Raw genomic sequence first — 26,280 nt, forward strand, 5'->3', positions numbered from 1 at the left:
TTTCCACACAATCTTCCGTATGATAAACTGCTAATACAGTATCAGTGAAAGGATGCGATTAGATGAAGTTTATTACATTGAACAACGGGGTGCGTATGCCACAGCTTGGCTATGGTGTATGGCAGGTTCCAGAAGATGAAGCAACACCAGCAGTATCAAAAGCACTTGAGGTTGGATTCCGTTCTATTGATACAGCAATGATTTATAAAAATGAACGTGGAGTAGGAAAGGCACTTGATACCAGTGAAGTCCCACGTGAAGATCTTTTCATTACAACAAAGGTGTGGAATTCCGATCAAGGATATGATAATACGTTAAAGGCGTTTGACGAAAGTCTTGAAAAACTAGGTCTGGATTATGTTGATTTATACCTTATTCACTGGCCAACTCCAGAATTTGATGATTATGTTGAAACATATAAAGCGATGGAAAAACTATATAAGGATGGGCGTGCGAAAGCAATTGGTGTATGTAATTTTAATATCGAGCATCTACAGCGTTTATTAGATGAATGTGAAGTAACACCTGTTGTTAACCAAGTAGAATGTCATCCATACTTGCAGCAAACAAAGTTACAAGAATTTTGTCAGAAGAATGATATATATTTAGAAGCATGGAGCCCATTGATGCAAGGTGGCGAAGTGTTGAATAACGATATCATAAAAGAAATCGCAAGTAATCATGATAAAACAGCTGCACAGGTTATTATTCGTTGGCATTTACAGAGCGGAAGAATTGTTATACCGAAATCTGTAACACCATCACGTATTGAAGAAAACTTTGACGTGTTCGGATTTGAACTAAGCAATGATGATATGAAGAAAATTACTGAATTAGATCGCAATGAACGTAAAGGTCCAGAACCGAGTGAAATGAATAATCGATAAACACGTAACAAACAGGCGGGGATTCAATCTTCGCCTGTTTTTATTTCGCCTTAATGGTCAGTAACCCCCCCTCTTAATGAAGAATCACTTTATGTCAGTTATTGTATTTCCCAGGAAATAATTATCAAATTTTGTCTTTCACGATGAATTGTTTATAAAAAATTTTCAATTGAATAAAAATAGTTGAAGCATCTACAATTTTTTTGTAGTATACTATATAGAAATCTTGTTCATCCATTTTAAAAGGAGTGGTGTTTTATGGCGAATGTAAAAAATATAGTAAACAACAAAACACAGATTAAAATGGAGGAACGGTCAGCGTAAGCACGGTCTTTCCTCCGATATACTAGGAGGAAATTAACATTGAATAAATTAGAAGCAATTGGATGGGATCAGTCTGTCCAAGTTACAAATGAAGAAAATGTAGCCCGCGTTATTGCGGTGCAAAAAAACAGCTATCGAGTAATAGATGGTGATATGGAATATTTTTCACATGTAAGTGGAAAATTTATAAATCAAGCGACTAGTTCTATAGATTATCCTGCTGTAGGTGATTGGGTCGTGGCGCAAAAGTTGGTTGATGAACGGAAAGCAGTCATTAACCAGATTCTACCTCGAAAGAGTCAATTTGTTCGACAAGCAGCTGGAACTAAAACAGAGGCACAGATAGTCGCAACGAATATGGATACGGTTTTTATCGTTAATTCACTAAATCATGATTTAAATTTACGTCGGATTGAGCGATATATTTTATCAACGTATGAAAGTGGAGCAACGCCAGTTATTGTTTTGACGAAAAAAGACGTTTGTCCACCAGAAGAAATTGAAACAATTATTGCCCAGGTTGAAGAGGTGGCGATTGGCGTACCTATTATTCCAATAAGCAACCTTACCAAGGAAGGTATAAATGAACTTCTTGAATATTTGCCAACCGGAAAAACTGCTGCATTGCTAGGTTCATCAGGTGTTGGAAAGTCTACTTTGGTTAATACCTTAATTGGAAATGTTGTACAAGAAACAAAGGATGTCCGCGAGGCGGATAGCAAGGGTCGTCACACAACAACACACCGGGAAATGTTTCAGTTGCCGAATGGAGCGTTGTTAATCGATACTCCTGGAATGCGGGAACTACAGCTTTGGGAAGGCGAATCAGCAATAGATGCGACTTTTCAAGATGTTGAGACGTTAGCTGCTGAGTGTAAGTTTACCGACTGTCAGCATGATACCGAACCTGGTTGTAGCGTACAAGAGGCAATAGCTAACGGAGAATTGTCGGAAGAACGGTTCCGGAGCTATTTGAAATTGCAACGTGAGCTGGCATATGAAAAAAGAAAGCAAGATCAAAAAGCGCATTTAGAAGAAAAAAATAAATGGAAAAAGATTTCAAAAGCGCAGCATGATATGCACAAATTTCGTAAAAAACGATAACAAATAAACACCTTCCTCTCGTGATAGAGGAAGGTGTTTTATCGTAGGTTGGGAAATGCTGAATTACTGAAATCCAACATTATTTTGCTCAGATTAGTTAAAAATGTAAAGGTAGGACGTCATGAAAACACACGTTTAACAGCTTCCTCGTATTCATGAAAATAGTTTGGAATTTCGGACGGAGCAAGTCCCACGTACATTTCCCTTGCTATGGATTCGTTGTACCATTTTTGTTGTTCTATCCCCGCGTTGAAATTAAGCCAAACAGCATCTCCTTTTAGGGATAAGGCTTTTTCAAGGTCAAGTAGATTGTCCAGTTTATCCGCTACAATTAAGAACTTTACTTCATTTTCGGCATTTCGAACAGTATCAATGGTGTGCTGTTTTCGTTCAGACCATGATTTCGACTTATCCTCGGTATGTGCAGCTACTAATTTCGCAACTCTTGGACCAAATGCTGCTTCGATATCTTCCATTTCATGAAGTGTATCCTCCACAACATCGTGTAAATATCCGGCGCAAACAACTTCGTCTGAAAATCCGACTCGTTCTAGTCGTTCGGCAACCCTAATGGGATGGGTAATATACGGCATACCTGAGTTCTTCCTTAGTTGTCCATTGTGTGCTTTTTTCGCAAACTCTTTAGCTTTCTGTTTCAAAATATCCACCTACATTTCTACACAATGATTTCAAATGGTACTTTAATGTATCTTTCATACTCTCTATCGGAAAGCGGTCTGGGTGAAGGATACCGTGTAATGCCATTCCATCAATTAGTGCATATAGTCGCTCAATTTCCATCGATTTATCCAAACCTTGTCGTAGTAACCCTAATTCTGAAAGTCTGTTTACTACAGTCGATACAGCATAGTGCATTTCATCGTATACTTTTTGACTTAACTCCTTTAACGATGGGTCGACAATTGATTTTGATGAAAAAACCATCCATACCTCCATTTCTATTCGCCGATCGTCATCGATTGGTAGGAATTCACTTAGTAATTCCTGCATAACGTGAAGCGGTGGACCGTCGTAGTTTTTACGTGATGCACGATTTTTTACTCGATCGGATACGAGCTGCATCGAAAATAAAAACAGCTCTGATTGCGTAGAAAAATAATGACGAAGTGACCCAACGGACATATTTGCTATCTTAGCAATTTTTCTGACGGATGCTTGCTCGAGTCCTTCATTCACAATAACTTTCCAAGTTGCTTCTGCAATTTTAATTTTTCGTTGTTCATGATTCACTATTTTTGGCATATTTTTATTATAACACATCTGTACTAAATCAAGTTCGTATGCTATAGTCGTTTTAATACAATTGTGCTAAAAAGGGGAATGAAGATGTTAGGTTGGGTTATTGTTGCGTGTGAAATTGGGTTTTGGGTATTTGTTTTAGCAGGTTTGTTTTCCAGATACGTTTTGAAAAAAAGAAAGTTAAGTAATGTATTATTAATTTGTACACCAGTAGTCGATCTCTTACTTTTGATTGTTACGGTGATGGATTTGAAAAATGGTGCGGTTGCTTCTACTGTACATGGAATTGCTGCAATTTATATTGGGGTGAGTGTGGCATTTGGTCATCAAATGATTAAGTGGGCAGATCAGCGTTTCTTTTATTATTTTGCTGGCGGACCGAAACCCGATAAGCAAAAGAAATACGGAAAAGCATTTGCAAAAAAAGAAAGAAGTGGCTGGTATCATCACTTGCTAGCCTGGATAATTGGTGTTGCGATATTGGGTGGCATTATCGTTTTTGTAGGTAATCCTTCACAAACAGAGGCGCTTTATCAAACAGGAAGATTATGGACCCTTGTGTTAGGGTTAGATTTTCTTATTAGTTTTAGTTACACGTTATTTCCCAAAAAAGATCCGAATGTGGTAAGGTAAATTTCTTTTCTCTTTCAAAAAAGTCGAAAAACAAGTAAACTAGTTTTAACTATAACTGGTTTAGAGGAGTCCCACCTATGTCTTTTCATACGGATAAAACGATGCATGTGAATCATGTTCATCTCAAAGTTTCAAATTTAGAACGCTCACTTTATTTCTATCAAAATGTACTAGGTTTTTTAGTCATCGAAGAACAGCCCCATCTTGCGAAATTATCTGCTGGCGGAGTAAAAACTATGGTTACTATTGAACAAATAGATAATGCAAAGCCCCTAGATTCTCGTAAAACAGGGCTTTTTCATATAGCTTTTTTATTACCAGAGCGAGTGGATCTTGCAAAAATATTGCGTCATTTTATGCATATTGGTTATCCTGTGCAAGGGGCGTCTGACCATTCGGTAAGTGAAGCATTGTACCTTGCAGATCCAGATGGCAATGGTATCGAAATTTATGTTGACCGTAGTTCAGATGAATGGAATTGGTTAGGTGAAGAAGTGGAAATGACCTCACTTCCACTTGATGTAAATGCTTTAATGACTGAAGTAGCCGAAAATGGGTGGCGTGGGATGCCGAGCGAAACGATTATTGGACACATTCATTTACAGGTTTCAGACCTATCTGATGTCGAACGATTTTACACCAAGGGGTTTGGATTTAAAATCGTAAATTTGTATGGTCAACAAGCTATATTTATTTCCTCAGCAGGATACCATCACCATATTGGGTTGAATACATGGAATAGTACGGGAGGATCAGTACCGGCAGATGATGAATCTGGCTTAAAAAGCTACGTTATTTATGTCCCTCAACACGAACGGTTGGAAATTGTCAAACGGTTACAGGGGTTAGATATTCCGGTTAACTTAGATGGAGAACAATATTTGGTAGCAGACCCATCTGGGAACCGTATTTATTTTTAAGAAACCCTGGATAGTAGCCGGTGTGGAACACCCTACTATTCACCTGCCTATCTATTTGTACGCCGCTGAACAGTCGCCTGGACTTTTCTTGTCTAGCTCCGGCTCCTAGCGTCTAACAAATAGTTAGTCAGGATGAAGTAGGGAAAGAACAACCTACTATTCACCTGTCTATCTATTTGTACGCCGCTGAACAGTCGCCTGTGCTTTTCTTGTCTAGCTCCGGCTCCTAGCGTCTAACAAATAGTTAGTCAGGATGAAAGTAGGGAAAGAACACCCTACTATTCACCTGCCTATCTATTTGTACGCCGCTAAGCAGTCGCCTGCACTTTTCTTGTCTAGCTAACCTTTGCGGTTGGCTTTTTACATAGGCTTTTGATATAGTGCTTGCAGGATAGAAAATGGGAGAAGGATCTTTATGAATAACAATCATTCGATAGCAATATATTTCTGGATGCTCCTTGTTCCATTGTTCTGGGGTGGGGCTTTTGTGGCTGCTGAGCATGTTATAACAGAGGTTCCACCGGTTACTGCTGCTGCATTTCGATTTGGAACTGCCGGAATTTTACTGTTAGTGTATGTATTATGGAAGAAAAAAATAGATTTACAAGCCATTAAAAAGCAATGGAAACCCATTTTAGCAATGGCTATCACCGGTATATTTGGTTATAATATTTTCTTTTTCATTGCCCTTGATATTACCTCAGCAATAAATGGTTCATTGATTGTTGCTACAACACCTGTCCTTGTGACGTTAGGTGCAGTATTATTTTTAGGTGAAGTGTGGAATAAACAATTGGGATTTGGGCTAATCCTATCATTAATAGGGGTAGTTGTCGTTATTTCAAGAGGGTCTTTTTCCACGTTATTATCACTTGAATTCAATGCTGGGGACTTGTTGTTTATTGGTGGGTTGTTATGTTGGGTGGCACACGGGCTTCTAGGGAAGATTGCCATGCGTGAGGTTACGCCAGTTGTTACGACTACATTGACAACATTGATTGGATCTTTTTTTCTCGGGATTGTGTCCCTATTCGAAAACAGTTGGGATGACGTATTTCGTATGTCTCTCCAATCCTGGGGTGAAATGCTTTTCATGATTGTCTGTTCATCAGTGATTGGATTTTTGCTTTGGAACCATGGTATCAAGCAAATTGGAGCAAGCAAATCCAGTATATATATGAATCTAGTCCCAATAAATACAGCATGGTTGGCGGTAGCCTTATATAATTCTACCATTTCTTGGACACAGTTGGCTGGAATGTTAATGGTAATTATGGGTGTATATTTTGTAACGTTACATCCTTATTTAAAAAATAAGCGATTGGCTGCAACACGATAAATGGAGGGTGCATATTAATGGATTTAGGAATTAATAAGCGTAAGACGGAACATATTCGTTTGTGCTTGAATGATAATGTGGAAGGTGTCAATAAAACAACGGGACTTGAAGGAATTTCATTTATACATAACGCTTTACCCGAGATAAATTTTGACGACATTCAGTTAGACACCGTATTTTTGGACAAAAAATTGAAAGCTCCGTTTCTCGTTAGTTCAATGACTGGGGGATCGGAATTGGCTGAAGAAATTAATCATAATTTAGCTATTGCTGCAGAACAAAAAGGCTGGGCAATTGCGCTCGGGTCAACGCGCGCACTTCTTGAAAGTGATGCACATAAGGATTCATTTCTCATTCGTCAGCATGCACCAACTGCTCCACTAATTGCAAATATCGGTGCAGTCCAATTTAATTACGGATATGGCGCAGAAGAATGTCAAAAAATTGTTGACCTAACTGAAGCGGATTCCCTATACCTTCATCTAAATAGCTTGCAGGAAATAACACAGGATGAAGGGGATACAAACTTTCATCAATTGCTCCCGAAAATTGAAGAAGTTTGTAAGAAGCTTACTGTCCCAGTTGGTGTAAAAGAAGTAGGATTTGGAATAGATGGTAGTGTAGCTAAGAAACTTTATGAGGCAGGAGTGTCGTATATCGATGTTTCTGGAGCTGGTGGAACTTCGTGGAGTCAGGTCGAGAAATTGCGTTCGAAAGACCCACTCCGAAAAGCTTCAGCTGAAGCATTTAATAATTGGGGCATTCCAACTAAAGATTGCATTGTCTCTGTTCGAAGTGAATTAGGTTCAGCGGTTCCAGTTGTAGCGAGTGGCGGAATGAAAACAGGTGTCGATGCAGCCAAAGCATTAACAATTGGTGCAGATGTTATCGGATTCGCTAGACAACTACTACAGGCTGCAACGGAATCTGCAGATGCAGTAATGCAAACGATGACTCAAATAGAATTTGAATTGAAAATGACGATGTTTGGTATCGGTGTTCAATCAATTGAAGAACTAAAAAATACTAATCGCGTGTCCATTATGGGGCGGTCTTTACTAGAAGAAAAAAGCTAAACTCTTTGAGTTGGCTTTTTTTATTTCACGCAAAAACTACATGAAATGCATTCCTTCAACCAATACTAATAAAGTGAAACTCCATTAAGTGGTGGTTTTCGCTTTCACTCATTTAATGGTAGTTGAACCAATCGGGTTTTACGGTCGGTTTATATCCCACTTAAAATTCTTCGAGCTACCTAATTTTTTGAAATGGGGGTATTACTGCCCGTCAAACTGCGATAAAAGGAGGGATGCTATCATGACCGCATTTATTTTTTCACTTTTTTTATGGATGGTGCCAATAGAAAATTTGGAAAATCAGTTAATCATAACGGATGATGAAAAAACACTTGAAACGGTTAAACTCAATCAATACGAGATGTCGTATGTTGATGCTATTTTTGTTAATGACGGAAAATTAGACATGTTAATGAAACAATTAAACGAAAAAATATATAAAGAACCAGTGAATGCCACCTTAGATGAAAATGGAAAAATAGTTCAAGAAAAATCTGGTATCTTATTAGATCGATTAAAATTCAAACAGCAATTTTATGAGTCATTTTACTTAGGACAGCCCACTAAAATGGACATACCAAAACAAGCGGTTTTTCCTAAGGTCGACAGTGAATTAATTGCTGAGATAAAAGAGAATGAAATAGGTTATTATGTTACCCAATTTAAAGAAAGTAATAAAGAGCGCTCGCATAACATTAAACTTGCGGCCGATGCAATTAACAATCATGTAGTTTTTCCGGGAGAAACGTTTTCTTTTAATAAAGTTGTAGGGAAGCGAACAGAAAAGAAAGGTTATAAGCGAGCCCCAGTTATCGTGAAAGGGGAACTAGCAGAAGATATTGGTGGGGGAATTTGCCAAGTGTCCTCGACCCTTTTTAATGCTGTAAATTTAAAAGGAATTCAAATTGTGGAGCGTTATTCGCATAGTCGTAGTGTTCCATATGTTCCACCCGGGCGTGACGCCACGGTAAGTTGGTGGGGACCAGATTTTGTCTTTAAAAATACGTACAATCAACCAATTTTAATACGAGCAACATCTAAAAATGGAAACATGAAGATTGCTATCTATTCATCGAACAGCGTTGAACTACACAATAGAAATTAGTTTTTGGTTTATCATCAATTAGACTGGGTATTGTACATAAAAAGCTTAGAGGAGGAGTACAGATGCCTTGGACATTAAATGATTATCCATCTTCTTTTAAAAATTTGGACAAAGCAGTTCGGAAAAAAGCAATTGATATCGCCAACTCAATGGTGGACGAGGGATATAGCGAGGATCGTGCTATTCCGATTGCGACAAGTCAAGCGAAAGAATGGTATGACAACGCAAGTAAACAAGAAATTGATGAATATAAAAGTAGTGGAAAGCCCACAGAACGATCAGAGGAAGGGAAAAAGTATGAAAATAATCCTGAACGTCTTGAGGAGGGTGAACAGGTTGTAGCACATGACGATGGCTGGGCGGTTAAATCAAGTAATGCAAAACAGCCAAGTGATGTTTTTGAAAATAAAAATGATGCAGTAAAACGGGCACGTGAAATCGCTCAAAATAAAGGAACCAACTTGAAAATTTATAAACAGGATGGATCGTTACAGGAACAACAATCCTATTAAATGAAGTCTCTCGCGTTTGCGGGAGATTTTTAATTGTAACGGAAATACGATCCAGATTTGAAATTTATGATCCGAATCAGAAATTTACAATCCAGATTTCAAAGATACAGTCCAAATCTGAAATTTACGATCCAAATCTCTTCAAATACAATCCTATAAATGAACAGCCTCCACCGAAATTTTCCTATGATTAAATTACGGGTCACTACGAATACTAAGGAAAATTGGAGGGTGACATAATGGATAAACAACAAAATGAAAATAGCACAATGAATAGTCTGCTTCGCTTTATGCCGATGACTTCTATCACAAGTGGAATGGGGACACAGGTGCGTAATGATGTTTATTACTATACAGATCAAATTGTTAACATTGGTTTTATCGGGACCCCGGGTGTTGGTGAGTGGATTTTAGTTGACGCAGGTATGCCGAAAGCTGCACCTGAGATAAAGTCGGTTGCCGTGGATCGTTTTGGTCGTGATAGTAAACCTGCAGCAATAATCTTGACACATGGACATTTTGACCATGTAGGCGGATTAGAAGATTTGGTTGCGGAATGGGAAGTTCCGGTTTATGCCCATGAGCTTGAGATTCCTTTCCTAACTGGCCAAAAGTCTTATCCTGAGCCAGACCCAACAGTGGAAGGGGGACTTGTTGCTAAGGCTTCTAAACTCTTTCCAAATGAACCAATAGATCTTGGTGAATGGATACAGCCTTTACCTGCTGACGGAAGTGTTCCAGAATTAAAAGATTGGAAATGGGTTCACACTCCTGGTCATTCGCCTGGGCATGTATCTTTTTTTAGGGAAGAAGATCGTACTTTACTTTCTGGTGATGCATGTATAACCGTTAAACAAGATTCGTTTTACAATGTTCTGATGCAAAGTGCGGAATTAAATGGTCCACCACGTTATCTGACGACTGATTGGCAGGAAGCATGGAACTCGGTTAAAAAACTTGCTGTACTAAATCCAAGTCTTATTGTGACAGGTCACGGTCCATCGATGGAGAATGAAAAACTAGAAAAAGAATTAAAACAATTAGTGGAAAACTTCGGTGAAGTTGCAATTCCCGATTATGGTAAGTATACGGACAAAGACCTTCATTAAAAGCACAACGTTATTAAGAAACAGCGCAATGTGCTACAATAACTAACAGAAATGAGGTGTTAGTTATGAGAATTGACGTTTATTCAGATTTTGTATGTCCTTTCTGCTACATCGGTAAACGCAGATTGGAGTTAGCTTTAGAAAAATTTTCTAATAATGATCACGTGACAATCACATATAAAAGCTATGAATTAGATCAGAATGCAGAAAAAAATCCAGATAAAAACATTCATGAGCTACTAGCAGACAAGTATGGTATGAGTATTGAGAAGGCTAAACAATCCAATGAAAATTTAGCGGCCCAGGCGGCAGAATTGGGATTGACCTATCGATTTGACACAATGCAGCACACAAATACGTTTGACGCACATCGCTTAGCAAAATACGCTGAAAAACAAGGAAAAGGAAAAGAAATGACAGAGCGGTTACTACAAGCATACTTCACAGAATCCCTGCATATTGCAGATTTTGATACACTAAGTAAACTTGCTGATGAGGTTGGACTTGAAAAAAGTGCAGTAATGAATGCGCTCGATTCAAATCAGTTTGCAAATGCGGTTAGAGGCGATGAACAAGAAGCACAACAAATTGGTGTTCAAGGTGTTCCTTTTTTCGTATTCAATGAAAAATATGCTGTTTCTGGTGCCCAGCCACCTGAAGTTTTTTTAGAAGTACTAGATAAGGTTTGGGAAGAAGAAAGTGCTAAACCATCATTGCAGTCATTAAATCCAAAGAAATCTAAAACCACCTATTGTACAGGTGACGGGTGTGACATAGAAGAAAGCTAACAGAAACTTGTTAGCTTTTTTTAAGAGCAAAGAAAGTATAAACGAAAAGTTGTCTAGCTCCATCGCCCAGAAACTGCCGTCATAAGCAATGGACACTTCGAACGCTAAACCCATGCGTTCTACGGTCCCTTGCTTATGCGTCCGCTTCTATACGGGCGCTTGCGCTTTTCTTACTACTGATAGTAAGGATGTCAGTATAAGTGCCAGCTAAAGCTTGGCGGTTAGCCAATTTTTCTACTGTGTAAAAAATTAGTAATTCATTTCATGAAATTGTCTTTAAAGTGTAAAAGTCTTCATAAATCCTGCTATAATAAGGATTGATGGTTATTTACGCAAAGCTTGTACTTGCAAACAGTATTAGTAATGTGTTTGAATGTAAGGACAAAATAAGAAATGAGGGAATGCATCATGAAAAAGATTCTCATGTTAGTTTTCGCATTAGGGTTAGCAACCATATTGGCAGCATGTGGTGATGACACTGCCAGTGATGAAAATAAAGATAAGAAAAGCGAACAATCAGCACAACCCAAAATGGAAGATGTTAAAATTACCGATAAAGAAAAGGTAGAGAAAGATAAAATTGTTTCCAAAATAAATGGTGAAGAAATTACAGGCGCAGAATATAATGCCTCGTATAGCCAAACCAAAGCATTAATGAGTCAATATGGACAAGATATTAGTGACCTTGAGAACGTTAAAAAGCAAACGTTGAACGTGATTGTTCAGCAAACATTAATTAAACAGGCAGCTGCAGAACAGGGGATTAAAATTCCAGATGAAGAAGTACAAAAGCAACTGGAAACAGTGAAATCTGGAAATGCTGAACAATATGCAAGTACATTAGAACAATTAAATTTAACAGAGCAGTCTTTTAAAGAGCAGTTAAAATTTGAATTAACGCTTGAAAAGTATATGGAAAAAGAAGTTAAGGTTGAAAAAGTTACGGATAAAGAAGTCCAAGCATACTATGATAAATTAAAAGAACAGAGTAAAGAGATTCCTAAGCTAGAGGAAGTAAAAGAACAAATTAAAGCTCAATTAAAGCAACAAAAGCAGCAAAAGCAGTTGCAAGAAAAAATTCAAACCCTACAAGAAAATGCAGAAATTAAGCACATGATCTAATGTTAGAAGAAATTCGGGTATTCGCCTCGTCCTAAATAGCGAATACCAAAGTTCTTCTTATAAGGTCTACTTTCTAACGATATAAATAAGACTCCCGTCATCTTAGTTGACGGGAGTCTTTGTGTTTGTAATTAAATTTAGTTTGTTAATCAACAATGTCATATCTTCGTCTGTACCAATCGTAATCCGTAAATAATTATCAATGGGAGGTTTGTTAAAATAACGAACCAGCACATCCTGCTTTTTTAGCTCTTTATATAGTGTTAATGCATTGATTTTATAATGTTGTACAAGAAGAAAGTTTGCTGCAGAGGGTAATGATGAGAATCCAATTTTTTTGAGTGCTTCGTCAACCCATTTTCGTGTGTTTTTTATTTTCTCGATTGTTTCATTAAAATATTCAACATCTATCATGGCGGCTTCCGCACCAGCTATGGCCAAACGATCGAGTGTATAGGAATTAAAGGAATTTTTGATTCGATTGAGTGCTTCGATTAATTTTGGGTTTCCAATAGCAAATCCCACACGCAGACCTGCTAAGGAACGAGATTTTGACATCGTTTGTACTACTAGTAAATTTTCGTACTTGTTTACCAGGCTAACTGCAGATTCTTTTGCAAAATCGATGTATGCCTCATCGATAATTACTACACAGTTTTGGTTATTCTCCACAATATCGATAATGTCTGTTAAGGTGAGATAAATTCCTGTTGGAGCGTTCGGGTTTGGAAAAATCACACCACCATCTGATTCGAAAAACTTATCCACAGCTATAGTGAAATCCCGATTCAACGAAACTTCCTCGTAAGGAATATCAAAAAGTTTTGCATAAACAGGATAGAAGCTATATGTGATCGATGGAAAACGAATTGTTTTCCCTGGTTCAAAAAAAGCCATAAAGCTAAATCCGAGAACCTCGTCTGAACCATTTCCTACAAAAATTTGATTGGACTCTAGTTGATAATAATCAGCTATTTTATTCCGCAATAAATCAATACTAGGCGATGGGTAACGGTGTAATTTTCGGTTAAGCTCATTTTGGATTGCTTCCATCACTAGTGGGGACGGTGGATATGGATTTTCGTTTGTATTTAACTTAATTAGTTCATCAGAATCGATCTGTTCACCCGGAGTATATGGTTCAGTACGTAAGACAGCATTACTCCAAAATTTATTCACTTTTTATTACCTTCTTTTTTTATGTGACGTTTAGATAATTCCTGTTTGATATCGTTAACCGATACCCCAAGTATCTCCATTAGCACAAGTGAGTGATAAGTGAGATCAGCAATTTCCCAAATAACTTCTTGCTTATCATTATTCTTAGCTCCGATAATTACTTCACTAGCCTCTTCACCAACTTTTTTAAGTACTTTATCAATGCCTTCATTAAACAAGTAAGTAGTATAGGAACCATCCACTGGATTTTCGTTTCTTTCACTAATTAGTTTGGTTAGATTGTGTACGACATTTCGCGTATTCGGCTCATTTTCATAAAGATTACGATAAAAGCATGATGCTTTTCCGGTATGACAAGCTGGGCCTTGTGGCTCAACTTGGATTAACAGTGAGTCAGCATCGCAATCAAATGAAATTTTTTTAACGATCTGTTTGTTGCCTGATGTAGCTCCTTTATTCCACAATGTTTGTCTTGAACGACTAAAAAACCATGTTTCATTCGTATCTAGCGTTTTGGCTAACGATTCCTGGTTCATATAGCCAAGCATCAAAACATCGCCGGTAGTTACATCCTGTATAACCGATGGGATAAGGCCGTTTTCGTCAAAAGAAAGTTGACCAATTTCTACTTGCATGATTCCACACTCCTTATTTGAATATCGTTGTACATCAAGTATTTTTTCAATTTCGGGATTTGAATTTCGTTGTAATGGAATACGGAAGCAGCAAGTGCAGCGTCGGCTATCCCTTTCTGTAAAACGCTAGCAAAGTGTTCCATTGTTCCAGCACCACCACTAGCAACGACTGGTATGTTCACACTTTCTGCAAAACGTTTCATGAGCTGTACATTGTAGCCTTCTTTTACACCGTCAGCATCCATTGCATTCACAACTAATTCACCCGCACCAAGCTTCTCGCCATGAATTGCCCATTCGATTGCATCCAACTGTGTTTGCACACGACCACCATTCAGAAAAACGGATATTTCGTTTTCAGATGTTGTTTTGGCATCAATGGAAAGAACGATACATTGACTTCCAAATTTCAATGCTGCCTCGGTTAATAAAGTGGGATTTTTAACGGCTGCACTGTTAATCGAAACTTTATCCGCACCAGCGCGCAGCACACGATGAACATCGTCAACAGTACGTATTCCGCCACCAACTGTAAATGGGATTGTGATTTCAGCAGCCACCTTTTCGACAATGTCTAGAAAAATGTTTCGATTGTCACTTGAGGCAGTAATGTCGTAAAAGACTAGTTCGTCGGCACCTTGTTCACTGTATCGTCTTGCCATTTCTACTGGATCAGCTACGTCTTGTATGTCTTTAAATTTTTTCCCTTTTACGACTCGACCATGATTTACGTCTAAGCATGGAATGATTCGTTTAGCGAGCATAATTATCACCTTTTACCAAGTCAATTAATGATAGGGAACCATTGTATAAAGCTTTTCCTAGTATGGCACCGTAAAGGTTCATTTCTTCTAATTGTTTAATGTCTTTTAAACTTGAAATCCCTCCAGAGGCAATAATGTTTTGCTTCGTCATACTGTTTACCTCTGCGAGTTCGTCAACGTTCGGACCTGCAAGCATGCCGTCTTTTAAAATATCTGTATAGATGATGGTCTGTACTCCATGAGTGTCTAGTTCTCTTACCAGATCAACTGCTTTAATGTCACTTGTATGAAGCCAACCATTTGTCGCAACTTTACCATTGCGTGCATCTATCGATACAGCGATCTTTTCCCCGTAAATGGAAGCTGCTTCACGAAGAAACGTTTTATCTTTGATAGCCGCTGTACCAATAATCATTCTAGAAACACCAATTGAGTGGTAATTTTCTAGGCTTTGTATCGAGCGAATCCCACCACCCACTTGAACAGGAATCCCTACAGAGTCAACGATTTTCTTAATCGTGTCTAAGTTGGTCATTTCACCGGTTTTTGCACCGTCTAGATCAACAACATGGATATATGACGCCCCTTGACTTTCCCATTGTTTGGCTATCTTAGCTGGTGAATCGCTATAAATTTGTTCCCGATCATAATCTCCTTGTGTAAGACGGACACATTTGCCGTTCCGAATATCTATTGCTGGAAAAAGAATCATAGTATCATCTCCCCGAAATTCTTTAAAAGCTGTAATCCAGTTTCGCCACTTTTCTCTGGATGAAACTGCATCCCTATAACGTTGGCTTGTTGAACGATTGCCGGTATTTGGTTCTCATAGTCACAACTACTAATAAGTGTTTCGTTTTTAAGTTTAGTGACATAGTAAGAATGAACAAAATACACATATGAATCACTCTTAACATCTTGGATAATAGGGCTTTTTTGATGATGTAACAAGCTGTTCCAGCCCATATGTGGTACTTTAACGTAGGGAGGGATTTTTTCAACCTGACCTTCAAATAGCCCAAGTCCATCCCAAGAACCATCTTCAAAGCTGCGATCGTACAACAATTGCATGCCTAAACATATTCCTAAAAAGGGCTTTCTTGATAATGCTTCTTGTTTGAGGAACTCAGTTAAATCGTAATGGTCTAAAGCTTTCATTGCATCGTTAAACGCCCCCACTCCTGGTAAAACAATCGCTTTACTCTTTCTAATGATTTCTTTTTCAGAAGTAACGCACGTTTCCATGCCGATTTTTTCAAAGGCAAACTGAAGACTTTTTATGTTTCCTGCACCATAATCTATTATTGCGATCATTAGTATTCCTCCTACAGTGATCCTTTGGTGGAAGGGATGCCTGTGATTCTAGAATTCTCGCGGGTTGCTTCGTCTAAGGCTCGCCCAAATCCTTTAAAAATAGCCTCGATGATATGGTGGCTGTTTTTACCGTAATCGAGCTCGATATGAAGGGTCAGGTTAGCGTGGCGAACGAATGCTAGGAAAAATTCCTCTACTAACTCTGTATCAAAATTACCAACTTTGTCTTTTAACCCATCAACACGGAAAACGAGAAAAGATCGACCACTGATATCAATCGATACAGTTGACCGCGCTTCATCCATCGGTGTGGTAATCGTTGCGTAGCGAGTAATTCCTTCTTTTAAACCTAATGCTTGATTAACTGCTTGACCTAGCACAATTCCAATATCTTCGACTGAATGGTGTTGGTCAATTTCTAAATCGCCTGTACAAGTAAGGTTCAGGTTGAATAACCCATGCCGTGTCATTAGTGTTAGCATGTGATCTAAAAAGCCAATACCAGTTTGAATTGAGGAGCTGCCATCTCCATCAATTACATACTCAGCTTTTATCGATGTTTCGTTAGTTTTTCGTTCAATTGTAGTTGATCGCATTTGGTTCATCCTTTCGTATTTCGTAAATTCGTGCAGTAATTACCTGTTATCGGGCAACAAAAACTGTAGAGCGCGCGACATGGCATCATAATCGTGCGAAAATAGGGTGGTTGCGCGATTATGATGCTATGTCGCACAACTTTTAACATCTTTTGCTCGTTTTTTTTCGAACCATTCCTCAAAATTATCTATTTCTAACTCGAATAGCATTCGCATGTGCAGTTAGTCCTTCAGCTTCGGCTAACGTAACGATGGAATTCGCTGCTTGTGAAAGTGCGCTCCGTGTATACTGAATGACACTAGATTTTTTCACAAAATCATAGACTCCGAGGGATGAGGCGAATGCAGCCGTTCCATTCGTTGGTAGCGTGTGGTTTGGGCCGGCAAAATAATCACCTAATGCTTCTGGAGAGTAGTTTCCGAGAAAAATAGCACCGGCATTTCGAATGGCAGGTAGTGCTTTCCGAGGTTCCTGAACCATTAACTGTAAATGCTCAGGTGCAATAACATTTACAAGCTCGTAAGCTTCCTCCAGCGAATCACAAATAACGATGCGTCCTTTTCGTTCAATTGACGCTTGAATGATGTCTTTACGCAGTAAAGTATTAGCTTGTGCCATTACTTCATTCGAGATTGCTTTTGCCAATTTTTCTGACGTAGTAATACAAATAGCACTAGCTTCTTCGTCATGCTCTGCCTGGGAAAGCAAGTCAGCTGCAACAAACGTAGGTTCTGCACTTTCGTCAACTACAACACAGATTTCACTTGGACCTGCAATCATATCAATTGATACATCCCCAAAAACCATTTTCTTTGCTTGCGCTACATAGGTATTACCTGGTCCAACAATTTTGTTTACATTTTCGATTGTTTCCGATCCATATGCGAGAGCGGCAATTGCCTGTGCACCACCAATCTTATATATCCTATCGACTCCGGTTTCCTGCGCAGCTACAAGCACGTACGGATTTATTTTTCCATTGGGTTGAGGAGGCGTTACGATAGTAATGGACGGAACGCCAGCTAATTTAGCTGGAATGACGTTCATTAAAACGGTAGATGGGTATGTAGCTTTTCCACCAGGAACGTATACGCCAACACGATCGATTGGGGTAACCTTCTGTCCTAAATAGACGCCATCCTGTTCTTCGGTATACCAGGAATCTTGTTTCTGCTTTTCGTGAAACACAGTGATATTGCGTTTCGCTGCTTTTAACGCTTGAATGAATGATTCTCCAACAGCTTCTCGAGCCTCAGCGATTTCTTCTTTGCTGACTAGTAACGAATCAAGTTTGACGCCATCAAATTGCTCCGTGTATTGGAATAACGCCTCATCACCTTGCTCCTGTACAATAGAGATTATTTGTTCAACCTGTGTACGCACTGTTTGATTTCGCTTCATACTAGTAGGGGTGCTTTTTTCTGCCAAAAACTCTGATTTCGTTATGGTTTTCAATTAACATCACTCCAATACTGTTTGCAATCGATTTAATACTTCATGAATCCGAGTAGATTTGGTTGCTAAGCTGGCTTTATTAACGATTAATCTTGTACTGATTTGATCGATCGTTTCAAATACATGTAATCCGTTTTCTTTGAGTGTGGTTCCAGTCTCCATAATGTCTACAATTACATCTGCCATCCCAATTAAGGGAGCTAATTCAACTGATCCGTTTAATTTAATTGTTTGAGCTATTTTGCCTTTCTTTTTGAAAAATGTAGCCGCTACTTGAGGGTACTTGGATGCGACAGTTATTTTTTGTTTTACGTCATACGAATCTTTATCAACCCCTGCAACAACAAATTTACATGCGCCAAGTTTTAAATCCATCATGTCATAAACGTTGGAGTCTGACTCTTGGATATTGTCTTTACCGGTAATCCCAATATCAGCAGCACCTGTGTCTACGTATGTTGGTACGTCTATCGCCTTCACGTAGACCATTTTTATTTTCTGGGCTTGATCATAGAATTGTAGTTTTCGAGATTTTGGGTGGAAATCTTCAAAGTTTATTCCTGCTTGTTGTAATAAGTCAATAGCTTGCAACGCTGTCCTACCCTTTCCAAGGGCTAGCGTTAAATAATCCAATTACGTTCCCTCCCTTATAAGCATTTCTAGTAGTGCGCCAGTGGTAGAGAATGACCACGATTTACCATCCTTTTCAACGACTTGGTCAAATTGTTTATACCGGATGAAGGTAGTACCTTTCGTAAATGGTGTTTTCTCCGACGGGGCTAACAAGGTAACTTTTTTGCCTTTATTTCTTAAAGTTTCAACAGTTTGAATAGCCTCTTTTTGTCGTTCTGAATCATACGTAACAAACGCATCTGGAAAATCCTTCGTTCTGTAGGACCTCTTTTGATCAAGCGCTTCAAGTAGTAAATCGCCTTCACACGCAAATCCAATCGCAGGGAGAGAACGGCCCATTTGTGATGCGAGTTCATCATATCTGCCTCCCATTAAAACTGGTTTACCAACGTTTTCAACATATCCTTGAAACGTAATACCCGAGTAATAATTCATGTGATTGATTAATCCTAAATCGAGTGATACAAATTGATCGACGTTATAAAGTATTAAAATTTGATGTAACGCCTCCAGCTTTTCTAACTCTTTTCGCATGGAGTCATTTAATGTTAGTTCTTTAGCATGTTCAATTACTACATCAAATGCTCCATATAAATAAGGGATTTGTAAAAGTAGCTGGTGTAGGGTCTCTGGAATCTTCCTTTGTGTTAAAAAAAGCTCCAATTCTGATATATTTTTTGCTTGAATAAGTGATTGAATTTCCTTTGTTTCTTGTTTCGAAAGAGAGAGTTGTGTCAGCAATGGGCGAATAAAACTAGCCAATCCAATTTGTACTTGTATGGAATCGAATTCAAGGCTATGTAGAACTTTTACCGCTAAGGCAATAACTTCAGCATCTGTTTCAATTGAACAGGGTGCAAAGTTTTCTATGCCAGCTTGTGTCCATTCCTTTTTCTGTTGGTGCCCATCAGCAAAACGAAAAACATTTTCCATATAGAAAAGTCGATTGTTAGATGGTCGATTGGCAGAAGTTGAAACTTGCATCTTGGTAATTGGTATGGTGACATCTGGACGCATGACGAGTATTTTACCAGAGGGATCAATGATCTTGACCATATTGTCATAATCAACCGTTCCATTAATTTTTTGATAGAAATCATATGATTCGAATGTAGGTGTTTCAATTTCCTGGTAGCCGAAAGTTAAAAAATTATTTCTTATACTCCGTAATAAATCTGCTTTTTTTGCAAACTCATTTATACCTAAACCACCTAGTTGATCAAAATTAACCGAATTCATGTTATCAACCCTTCAACTTTATCGCTTTATCACTTTATCTAATTAAAGTTATTTGATAGTATAGTAGGTAACGAGGAGAAAGTCAACACGAAGGAGTGCTTTTTATGTTTGATTATCATGTTCACAGTGATTTTTCAGCCGATTGTAACACACCTATGGAAAAGAGTATTGATCGTGCGATTGAATTAGGTCTAAAGGAAATTTGTTTCACCGAACACATTGACTATGAATATCCAGATCCATCGATTGATTTTGACCTAGATCTTATCAATTATGCTGCAAAAATAAAGCATCTACAAAACAAGTATCAAGATAGGATTCGAATAAAAAAAGGAGTAGAAATCGGGGTTCAACCCTATTTGCTTAATCGATATAAAGCACTAATTGAGAAGGAAAAATTTGATTTCATCATCTGTTCCATGCATACAACAAATAAAAAAGATTTGCATTCAGGTAATTTTTTCGAAGGAATTACAGCTTCAGAGGCATATGAAATGTATTATAAAGAACTACTATATTGTGTTAAAAATTATCGTGATTATTCTATATTAGGACACATTGATTTAGTTAAACGATACAAAGCAGAACCAACAAACAATGATTTTAAAGTCATAATGGAAGAGATTTTTAAAGAAATTATTACTGCCGGGAAGGGAATCGAGTTAAATACATCTGGAATGAGGTATGGTCTAAAAAATGGAATGCCGAGTACAGATATTTTACAATTGTATTTTGACATGGGTGGAGAAATACTAACGATTGGATCTGATTCACATTCTGAGCAAACGATTTCGTATCAATTCAAGGAATCACTTCAGCTATTAGAACGTATAGGATTTCGGTATGTTACAACATTTGAAAATCAAAAACCTACGTTTCATGCTATTGACTATGGCCGTTACTAAAGTTTGTTGTTATGACACAATATCTGTAGATTGCGTACTAATTGCCATGTTTAGCGCTTATCAATCGTTGCTGAATTACGCTAGGTAATATAATGCTGTGAACGCTCCGTACCGGACAGAGGGTACCTTATTCACTTTTTTTGGCGTGATTTTGTGGATTTACGGACACAGGATGTCTTATTCAGTGAAAAAAGCATAATTTGCATCTGTTTTAACCTAAATAAGGTATCCTCAGTCCGTAAATTGCAGCAATTGCTATTATTTTCACAAATAAGGAATCGTGTGTCCGCTAGCTTGCACACCCGTGCAAATGCTCCCTCACACTGGACTTCCGTAGCGGAAATCAGCGTTGCTGTAGCCAAAACATGAAGTTTCACTAGTTCGTAATATAAAAGAAGTCTTAACAAATTAAATGCCTCAATTAAGTTCCCATTTCAGTAAGCATGAATCCTAATAAAATGCTATAATAGAGGACAAATGATAATAGCTGGTGTAAGAATGAAAAAAGGATTTTTAACAATTATAGGATTCATATCATTAGGATTCGGGATACTTGGCATCGTCTTACCACTTTTACCAACTACCCCATTACTGTTACTTGCAGCTGCGTGTTTTGTCCGAAGCTCAGAAAAGCTATACCGATGGTTGATTAACAATAAATGGTTTGGACCTTATATTGAAAATTACCGTGCAGGTAAAGGGATACCTATGCGTGCGAAAGTAGTTGGCGTTATCTTGTTATGGGCATCCATGGGGTATACCATCTTCTATGTGATTCCGCTATTTATAATTAAATTGCTTCTTTTTGTTATTGCTTGTATTTTTACCATCGTTATTCTAAAACAAAAAACTTTACATAGACATAGTAGGTAGGGGAAATTGATTGTTTACTAAGAAGTACATCATTCGAATATCATCCATTTTAATAATCATTGTTTGCTTGGGGGCTTATATGTTTATACCTGAAAAAGCTAAGTCTCAAGTATTCGATACCCCTCCGACTGTTTTTGTCCATGGATATAAGGGCACGTTTAATTCATTTGGAAACATGTTGGATAGGTTTGAACATCAATATAACTGGGGAAATAAAGCTCTGGTATATCGTGTATCCAAACAAGGGCAATTACGTGTTTATAACTTAAACAAAGGAAGACAAGAACCGGTTTTGATCCAAGTTATTTTTGAAAAAAACCGTGCAAGTTTTCGGGATACGGCAAAATGGTTAGCAAATGTCCTTGCTCATATGAGGGAGAATTATCAAATTGACCAAGTTAATTTAGTGGGCCATTCTATGGGTGGATTGGTTTCTGTAAAGTATATGGAAGAGTTTCACAGGGACGGTACGCATCCTACTACAAACAAGTTAATTACAATTGGAAGTCCATTCGATGGCATTTATAACGATTTATATTTTCAATTAAATCAAGATCCGGCAGCAACTGATTTGAAGCCAAACTCTGCTGCGTTGAAATTGCTTCGTTCAACGAAAGACGCTATTCCAAAAGAGTTACAAGTACTAAGTATTGGTAGCACTGGTGACGTAATTGCGGTCCCAGAAAGCGTGAAGTCATTACGAATGATTATACCGAACGATCAATTAAAAACGGTAATGATAGAAAACAGTGAGTTAGGGCATAGTGATTTGCATGAAAGCGAAAAAGTCGATCGCTTGATTCATTCCTTCTTATGGAACGATCAAGAATTAGACGAATAAGATAATTACGCAAAAAAAATTAAAGGAATGATCTAAGTGGAAAATTATCATCATACGTATGAAGAACTAATAAAAATTACAGCCAAGAATAATGTGATGGTGAATGAACACTTAAACAAACATACATATACTCGCTTAGGTGGGGAAGCTGATCTCTTTGTGACCCCAGAAACGTACGAAGAAGTACAGGACATCGTTAAATTAGCGAACAAAAGAAGTGTTCCATTTACATTGCTTGGTAACGGTTCTAACCTCATCGTAAAAGACGGGGGAATTCGGGGGATTGTATTAAATTTGGGTCAGTTAACCTCAATACGAACGGAAGGTACAACAATCGTAGCTCAAAGTGGTGCGCGAATTATTGATACATCGCGTGAAGCATTGGCAAAAAGCTTAACTGGGCTTGAATTTGCATGCGGTATTCCAGGTTCTGTTGGTGGGGCATTATTCATGAATGCCGGAGCGTATGGCGGTGAAATTAAAGATGTATTAGAAAGTACGATCGTCGTCGATCGGGAAGGCAATCTGTTGAATCTTTCAGCGGATGAGCTTGACTTAGACTACCGCACAAGCAATATCCCGGATAATGGATATATTGTACTTGAGGCTACATTTTCCATGAAAAATGGAAATTATGATGAAATAAAGGCTGTTATGGATGATTTAACATATAAGCGAGAATCTAAACAACCGTTAGAATACCCTTCATGTGGAAGTGTATTTAAACGACCGCCAGGATATTTTGCAGGAAAATTGATTCAAGATAGCGGATTACAAGGTAAACAAATCGGCGGTGCGCAAGTCTCGATGAAGCATGCTGGATTCATTGTAAATGTCGATAAATCTACAGCCGAAGAATATATTGATCTTATCCATTTTGTGCAGGAAACAGTAAAAGATAAGTTTGGCGTAAGTTTAGAGCGTGAGGTTAAGATAATTGGGGAAGATTTGGGGTAAATAGAGTATTAGTCGTGAACGGTTTATGTTCACGGCTTTTTATATGCAGTTAGTTAAATGGTGAAACAGGATACTCACTAAATAAGTAAAAAACTGACTCCAAAATATTTATCTTGGAGTCAGTTTTCATGCATTATGTCCTAAATCGATGTAAAAAGCTCTGCAATCGTTCGTTCTCGGAATTTTCAAGAACTTCCATCGGTGGCCCTTGTTCTGCGATAACACCATCATCCAAAAAGACTATCCGATCTGCGATATCACGTGCAAATTCCATTTCATGTGTGACAAGGACCATCGCCATTTCGCCTTCTTTGGCAATGTCACGAATAACTTCAAGTACTTCGCCAACAAGCTCCGGATCAAGTGCTGAGGTTACTTCGTCAAATAGCATAACTTTTGGTTTCATAACTAACGCGCGAGCCATTGCCACCCGTTGTTTTTGTCCACCTGACAACTGGCTTGGATAATTGTCCAATTTATCACCAAGCCCCACTTTTTCTAACATTTCTATGGAATGTTTTTTGGCAGATTGTTTATTTTCTTTTTGTACATGAATTGGCGCAGTCATGCAATTTTCTAAAATGGTCATGTGTGGGAAAAGATTGAAATGTTGAAACACCATTCCAATATCACCGCGTACTTGACGGAGGTGTTTTTCATTTGCTGGTACAAGCTGCCCACCTTTTTCCATGTGCCATAAATTTTTTCCGTCCACAATAATACTGCCTGATGTGGGTTGCTCTAACGTCATTAGCATACGAATAATGGTTGTTTTACCAGATCCACTTGGGCCAATGACAGCAACCTTTTCGGCTGGTTTTATATCTAGATTTATCCCCTTCAATACCTCCACATCTCCAAAAGATTTATGGACGTCCTGATATTTAACGATTGGTTCAGTCATTTAGTAACACTCCTTTATATCATTCTATTTAGCTCCGGTTGGTGCCTTCTTGTCAAAGCGTCGGTTAAATTTACGTTCTAATTTATTTACTAGTAATGCGGAAGGATAGCTTAATACTAAGAAAAGAATTGCTACAATGGTAAGTGGTTCTAAATACTTCCAGTGATCCGCACCGTAGTTATTCGCCATCGCTAGTATACCTACAACCCCAATGGTTGATGCTAATGGAACTTCTTTAAACATAATAATTAAATAGTTTCCTAGCATCGGGATGGTAGGGGGAATAGCTTGTGGCAATATTATTTTCGTCCATTTTCTTCGTGTTGAAAAGTTTAATGCTTTGGATGCTTCCCATTGTCCTTTGTCTACACTATCAATGCCTGATCGATACACCTCACCAATGTAGGTGCTGTAATGGATGCCTAGTCCAAGCACTGCGCTTGTGAATGGATCAAGTGTTACACCGACAACAGGAACCATCGGCCATGCATAGTAGATGAAAAACAATTGAACAAGTGGTGGTGTAGAACGAATAAATTCCATAATCCAGGATAAAATCCACCTAATTGGTTTAATAGGGATTTGTTTTACTAATGTCCAGACAAACCCAAAAATTAATGCAAATAAATAACATGCAATTGTTAAACCAATTGTGATTCCTAGACCTTGTAAAATGATCGGGAAGGCTTCAAAGAATATATCCCAACTCCAGTTACTCATTAATTTGCCACCCCTTTCTTAGATGCTTTCTCCATTTTCTTCGTCAATCCGATTAATGGAAGCGCAAGAATGAAATAGAATACGAGTACTAATAAGTAGACGGTTGGTGCTTGAGATAGATTCGAGCTTCGTAAAATATCCCCGTAATATAAAATGTCTGTTAAGCCGATTAACGATACTAATGAAGTAGATTTTAACATTAAAATGAGATAGTTACCGAATTCGGGTAGCATCATACGTACTGCTTGAGGAAAAATAACGAGTCTCATGCGTTGGAATCGTGACATATTTAACGCTGTGGATGCTTCTGTCTGTCCTTTTGCTACGGAAAGAATGGAGGTACGAACGATTTCAGACATATAAGCACCATAGTTTAACGAGATTGCTAGTACACCAGCCCAAAAGTCACTACCAATTTCGATTCCAAATAAAATTGGTAAAGCATAATAAAGCCAGAATAGCTGTACGATTAGTGAAGTCCCGCGAAACACCTCTACATAAAATGCCGTGAATTTACGAAGGATCACGTTATTAGAAAGTCGGCAGAATCCCGCAATAAACGCGAATAAATATCCCAAAACAATCGAAGCAAGAAGAACCTTAATGGTTATTTCTACACCCTTCATTAAAACGGGAAAAATTTCAATTATAGCATCGATGGTAATCACTCCTTCATGATTGATTTGTCTAGCTTATTCAAATCATAGTATTAAAAATATCGCGCAATACATGTAGCTAATCGCACGACTCATTACTTAATCGCGCGACCTTTAAGTAATTTCGCGCAACAAATGGCATGGCGTGCGATTTAGAGAAATTGTCGCACAAAAATGAGTTATGATCGCGCGACTTTTTGTTTAGCGAGCCAAGCAACTCATCGATTCGTCCGCCCCTCGCTGTTGAACAGTCGCCTTCGCTTTTCTTGTCTAGCTCCGGCTCCTAACGGCTATCAAATAGTTAGTCAGGATGAAGTAGGGAAAGAACACCCTACGTTCACCTGCCTATCTATTTGTACGCCGTTGAACAGTCTCCTTCGCTTTTCTTGTCTAGCTCCGGCTCCTAACGGCTATCAAATAGTTAGTCAG

29 protein-coding genes are annotated in these 26,280 nt (G+C 38.2%); 15 read left to right on the plus strand and 14 right to left on the minus strand.

The features are described 5' to 3' along the window. Window positions 1-62: 62 nt before the first annotated feature. Window positions 63-887, plus strand: a complete 825-nt coding sequence (locus ACY9Z2_RS12845; protein WP_463610051.1) for an aldo/keto reductase — start codon at window positions 63-65, stop codon at window positions 885-887. Window positions 888-1,250: 363 nt separating this feature from the next. After that, window positions 1,251-2,315: a ribosome small subunit-dependent GTPase A gene (gene rsgA, locus ACY9Z2_RS12850; protein ID WP_463610052.1), complete on the plus strand. Its 1,065-nt coding sequence runs from the start codon at window positions 1,251-1,253 to the stop codon at window positions 2,313-2,315. A 119-nt stretch (window positions 2,316-2,434) separates the two neighbouring features. Here rsgA and ACY9Z2_RS12855 read toward each other — a convergent pair whose 3' ends face one another. Both ACY9Z2_RS12855 and ACY9Z2_RS12860 read right to left on the minus strand, forming a co-directional pair. Then, on the minus strand, window positions 2,435-2,974 hold the full coding sequence (locus ACY9Z2_RS12855) for an HD domain-containing protein (RefSeq protein ID WP_463610053.1): 540 nt from the start codon (window positions 2,972-2,974) through the stop codon (window positions 2,435-2,437). Continuing rightward, entirely contained in the window at window positions 2,958-3,578 is a 621-nt protein-coding gene (locus tag ACY9Z2_RS12860; RefSeq protein ID WP_463610054.1) for a TetR/AcrR family transcriptional regulator, read from the minus strand. Before ACY9Z2_RS12860 ends, ACY9Z2_RS12855 begins: the two co-directional genes overlap by 17 nt. Before the next feature lie 84 nt (window positions 3,579-3,662). Between ACY9Z2_RS12860 and ACY9Z2_RS12865 the strand changes: the two genes are divergently transcribed. From ACY9Z2_RS12865 to ACY9Z2_RS12905, 9 genes are all read left to right on the plus strand, one after another. Continuing rightward, window positions 3,663-4,208, plus strand: coding sequence for a hypothetical protein (locus ACY9Z2_RS12865; protein WP_463610055.1), 546 nt, complete (start codon window positions 3,663-3,665; stop codon window positions 4,206-4,208). 77 nt (window positions 4,209-4,285) lie between these two features. Continuing rightward, window positions 4,286-5,128: a VOC family protein gene (locus ACY9Z2_RS12870; RefSeq protein WP_463610056.1), complete on the plus strand. Its 843-nt coding sequence runs from the start codon at window positions 4,286-4,288 to the stop codon at window positions 5,126-5,128. 415 nt (window positions 5,129-5,543) lie between these two features. Beyond that, the gene (locus ACY9Z2_RS12875) at window positions 5,544-6,467 is read left to right on the plus strand and encodes a DMT family transporter (protein WP_463610057.1); all 924 of its coding nucleotides are present in this window, start codon (window positions 5,544-5,546) and stop codon (window positions 6,465-6,467) included. Window positions 6,468-6,484: 17 nt separating this feature from the next. Further along, on the plus strand, window positions 6,485-7,543 hold the full coding sequence (gene fni, locus ACY9Z2_RS12880) for a type 2 isopentenyl-diphosphate Delta-isomerase (RefSeq protein WP_463610058.1): 1,059 nt from the start codon (window positions 6,485-6,487) through the stop codon (window positions 7,541-7,543). A gap of 241 nt (window positions 7,544-7,784) precedes the next feature. After that, the gene (locus ACY9Z2_RS12885; protein ID WP_463610059.1) at window positions 7,785-8,648 is read left to right on the plus strand and encodes a VanW family protein; all 864 of its coding nucleotides are present in this window, start codon (window positions 7,785-7,787) and stop codon (window positions 8,646-8,648) included. 62 nt (window positions 8,649-8,710) lie between these two features. Beyond that, window positions 8,711-9,160, plus strand: a complete 450-nt coding sequence (locus tag ACY9Z2_RS12890) for a DUF2188 domain-containing protein (RefSeq protein ID WP_463610060.1) — start codon at window positions 8,711-8,713, stop codon at window positions 9,158-9,160. A gap of 239 nt (window positions 9,161-9,399) precedes the next feature. Next, window positions 9,400-10,269: an MBL fold metallo-hydrolase gene (locus tag ACY9Z2_RS12895; protein ID WP_463610061.1), complete on the plus strand. Its 870-nt coding sequence runs from the start codon at window positions 9,400-9,402 to the stop codon at window positions 10,267-10,269. A gap of 65 nt (window positions 10,270-10,334) precedes the next feature. Beyond that, window positions 10,335-11,057: a DsbA family oxidoreductase gene (locus ACY9Z2_RS12900; protein WP_463610062.1), complete on the plus strand. Its 723-nt coding sequence runs from the start codon at window positions 10,335-10,337 to the stop codon at window positions 11,055-11,057. A gap of 408 nt (window positions 11,058-11,465) precedes the next feature. Beyond that, window positions 11,466-12,179 carry a SurA N-terminal domain-containing protein gene (locus ACY9Z2_RS12905; protein ID WP_463610063.1) on the plus strand — a complete coding sequence of 238 codons (714 nt, stop codon included), beginning with the start codon at window positions 11,466-11,468 and terminating at the stop codon, window positions 12,177-12,179. Between the two features lie 102 nt (window positions 12,180-12,281). Here the strand turns inward: ACY9Z2_RS12905 and hisC are convergent, their stop codons facing one another. The 9 genes from hisC to hisZ all read right to left on the minus strand — a co-directional run bounded on the left by hisC (window position 12,282) and on the right by hisZ (window position 19,995). Continuing rightward, window positions 12,282-13,358, minus strand: a complete 1,077-nt coding sequence (gene hisC / locus ACY9Z2_RS12910; RefSeq protein ID WP_463610064.1) for a histidinol-phosphate transaminase — start codon at window positions 13,356-13,358, stop codon at window positions 12,282-12,284. Then, window positions 13,355-13,993: a bifunctional phosphoribosyl-AMP cyclohydrolase/phosphoribosyl-ATP diphosphatase HisIE gene (hisIE, locus tag ACY9Z2_RS12915; RefSeq protein ID WP_463610065.1), complete on the minus strand. Its 639-nt coding sequence runs from the start codon at window positions 13,991-13,993 to the stop codon at window positions 13,355-13,357. Before hisIE ends, hisC begins: the two co-directional genes overlap by 4 nt. Further along, a complete protein-coding gene (hisF, locus tag ACY9Z2_RS12920) occupies window positions 13,984-14,757 on the minus strand; it encodes an imidazole glycerol phosphate synthase subunit HisF (protein ID WP_463610066.1) in 774 nt (257 codons plus the stop codon). The genes hisIE and hisF overlap by 10 nt, the downstream gene beginning before the upstream one ends. Next, window positions 14,747-15,469, minus strand: a complete 723-nt coding sequence (gene hisA, locus ACY9Z2_RS12925) for a 1-(5-phosphoribosyl)-5-[(5-phosphoribosylamino)methylideneamino]imidazole-4-carboxamide isomerase (RefSeq protein WP_463610067.1) — start codon at window positions 15,467-15,469, stop codon at window positions 14,747-14,749. The genes hisF and hisA overlap by 11 nt, the downstream gene beginning before the upstream one ends. After that, window positions 15,466-16,071, minus strand: coding sequence for an imidazole glycerol phosphate synthase subunit HisH (gene hisH, locus ACY9Z2_RS12930; RefSeq protein ID WP_463610068.1), 606 nt, complete (start codon window positions 16,069-16,071; stop codon window positions 15,466-15,468). The genes hisA and hisH overlap by 4 nt, the downstream gene beginning before the upstream one ends. Window positions 16,072-16,082: 11 nt before the next feature. Then, window positions 16,083-16,667 carry an imidazoleglycerol-phosphate dehydratase HisB gene (gene hisB / locus ACY9Z2_RS12935; RefSeq protein ID WP_463610069.1) on the minus strand — a complete coding sequence of 195 codons (585 nt, stop codon included), beginning with the start codon at window positions 16,665-16,667 and terminating at the stop codon, window positions 16,083-16,085. Between the two features lie 184 nt (window positions 16,668-16,851). Then, on the minus strand, window positions 16,852-18,123 hold the full coding sequence (hisD, locus tag ACY9Z2_RS12940; protein ID WP_463610070.1) for a histidinol dehydrogenase: 1,272 nt from the start codon (window positions 18,121-18,123) through the stop codon (window positions 16,852-16,854). A gap of 6 nt (window positions 18,124-18,129) precedes the next feature. Continuing rightward, window positions 18,130-18,756, minus strand: a complete 627-nt coding sequence (gene hisG / locus ACY9Z2_RS12945) for an ATP phosphoribosyltransferase (RefSeq protein ID WP_463610071.1) — start codon at window positions 18,754-18,756, stop codon at window positions 18,130-18,132. Then, window positions 18,757-19,995, minus strand: a complete 1,239-nt coding sequence (gene hisZ / locus ACY9Z2_RS12950) for an ATP phosphoribosyltransferase regulatory subunit (protein WP_463610072.1) — start codon at window positions 19,993-19,995, stop codon at window positions 18,757-18,759. Window positions 19,996-20,099: 104 nt separating this feature from the next. Here hisZ and ACY9Z2_RS12955 point away from each other — a divergent pair, with 104 nt between their 5' ends. From ACY9Z2_RS12955 to murB, 4 genes are all read left to right on the plus strand, one after another. Further along, on the plus strand, window positions 20,100-20,900 hold the full coding sequence (locus ACY9Z2_RS12955; RefSeq protein WP_463610073.1) for a histidinol-phosphatase HisJ family protein: 801 nt from the start codon (window positions 20,100-20,102) through the stop codon (window positions 20,898-20,900). A 498-nt stretch (window positions 20,901-21,398) separates the two neighbouring features. Beyond that, entirely contained in the window at window positions 21,399-21,773 is a 375-nt protein-coding gene (locus tag ACY9Z2_RS12960) for a YbaN family protein (RefSeq protein WP_463610074.1), read from the plus strand. Window positions 21,774-21,783: 10 nt separating this feature from the next. After that, window positions 21,784-22,614 (plus strand): alpha/beta fold hydrolase, encoded by an 831-nt coding sequence (locus ACY9Z2_RS12965; protein ID WP_463610075.1) that lies wholly within the window; start codon window positions 21,784-21,786, stop codon window positions 22,612-22,614. A 36-nt stretch (window positions 22,615-22,650) separates the two neighbouring features. Then, window positions 22,651-23,571, plus strand: a complete 921-nt coding sequence (gene murB, locus ACY9Z2_RS12970) for a UDP-N-acetylmuramate dehydrogenase (protein ID WP_463610076.1) — start codon at window positions 22,651-22,653, stop codon at window positions 23,569-23,571. Between the two features lie 133 nt (window positions 23,572-23,704). Here murB and ehuA read toward each other — a convergent pair whose 3' ends face one another. From ehuA to ACY9Z2_RS12985, 3 genes are read right to left on the minus strand one after another with little or no spacing between them, the layout of a single operon-like run. Next, complete coding sequence (ehuA, locus tag ACY9Z2_RS12975) at window positions 23,705-24,475, minus strand: ectoine/hydroxyectoine ABC transporter ATP-binding protein EhuA (protein ID WP_463610077.1); 771 nt, start codon at window positions 24,473-24,475, stop codon at window positions 23,705-23,707. A gap of 24 nt (window positions 24,476-24,499) precedes the next feature. Further along, window positions 24,500-25,195 carry an ectoine/hydroxyectoine ABC transporter permease subunit EhuD gene (ehuD, locus tag ACY9Z2_RS12980; protein WP_463610078.1) on the minus strand — a complete coding sequence of 232 codons (696 nt, stop codon included), beginning with the start codon at window positions 25,193-25,195 and terminating at the stop codon, window positions 24,500-24,502. Next, complete coding sequence (locus ACY9Z2_RS12985) at window positions 25,195-25,821, minus strand: amino acid ABC transporter permease (protein ID WP_463610079.1); 627 nt, start codon at window positions 25,819-25,821, stop codon at window positions 25,195-25,197. The genes ehuD and ACY9Z2_RS12985 overlap by 1 nt, the downstream gene beginning before the upstream one ends. Window positions 25,822-26,280: the final 459 nt, after the last annotated feature.

The sequence above is a fragment of the Virgibacillus sp. GM2-2 genome, from assembly GCF_055329585.1.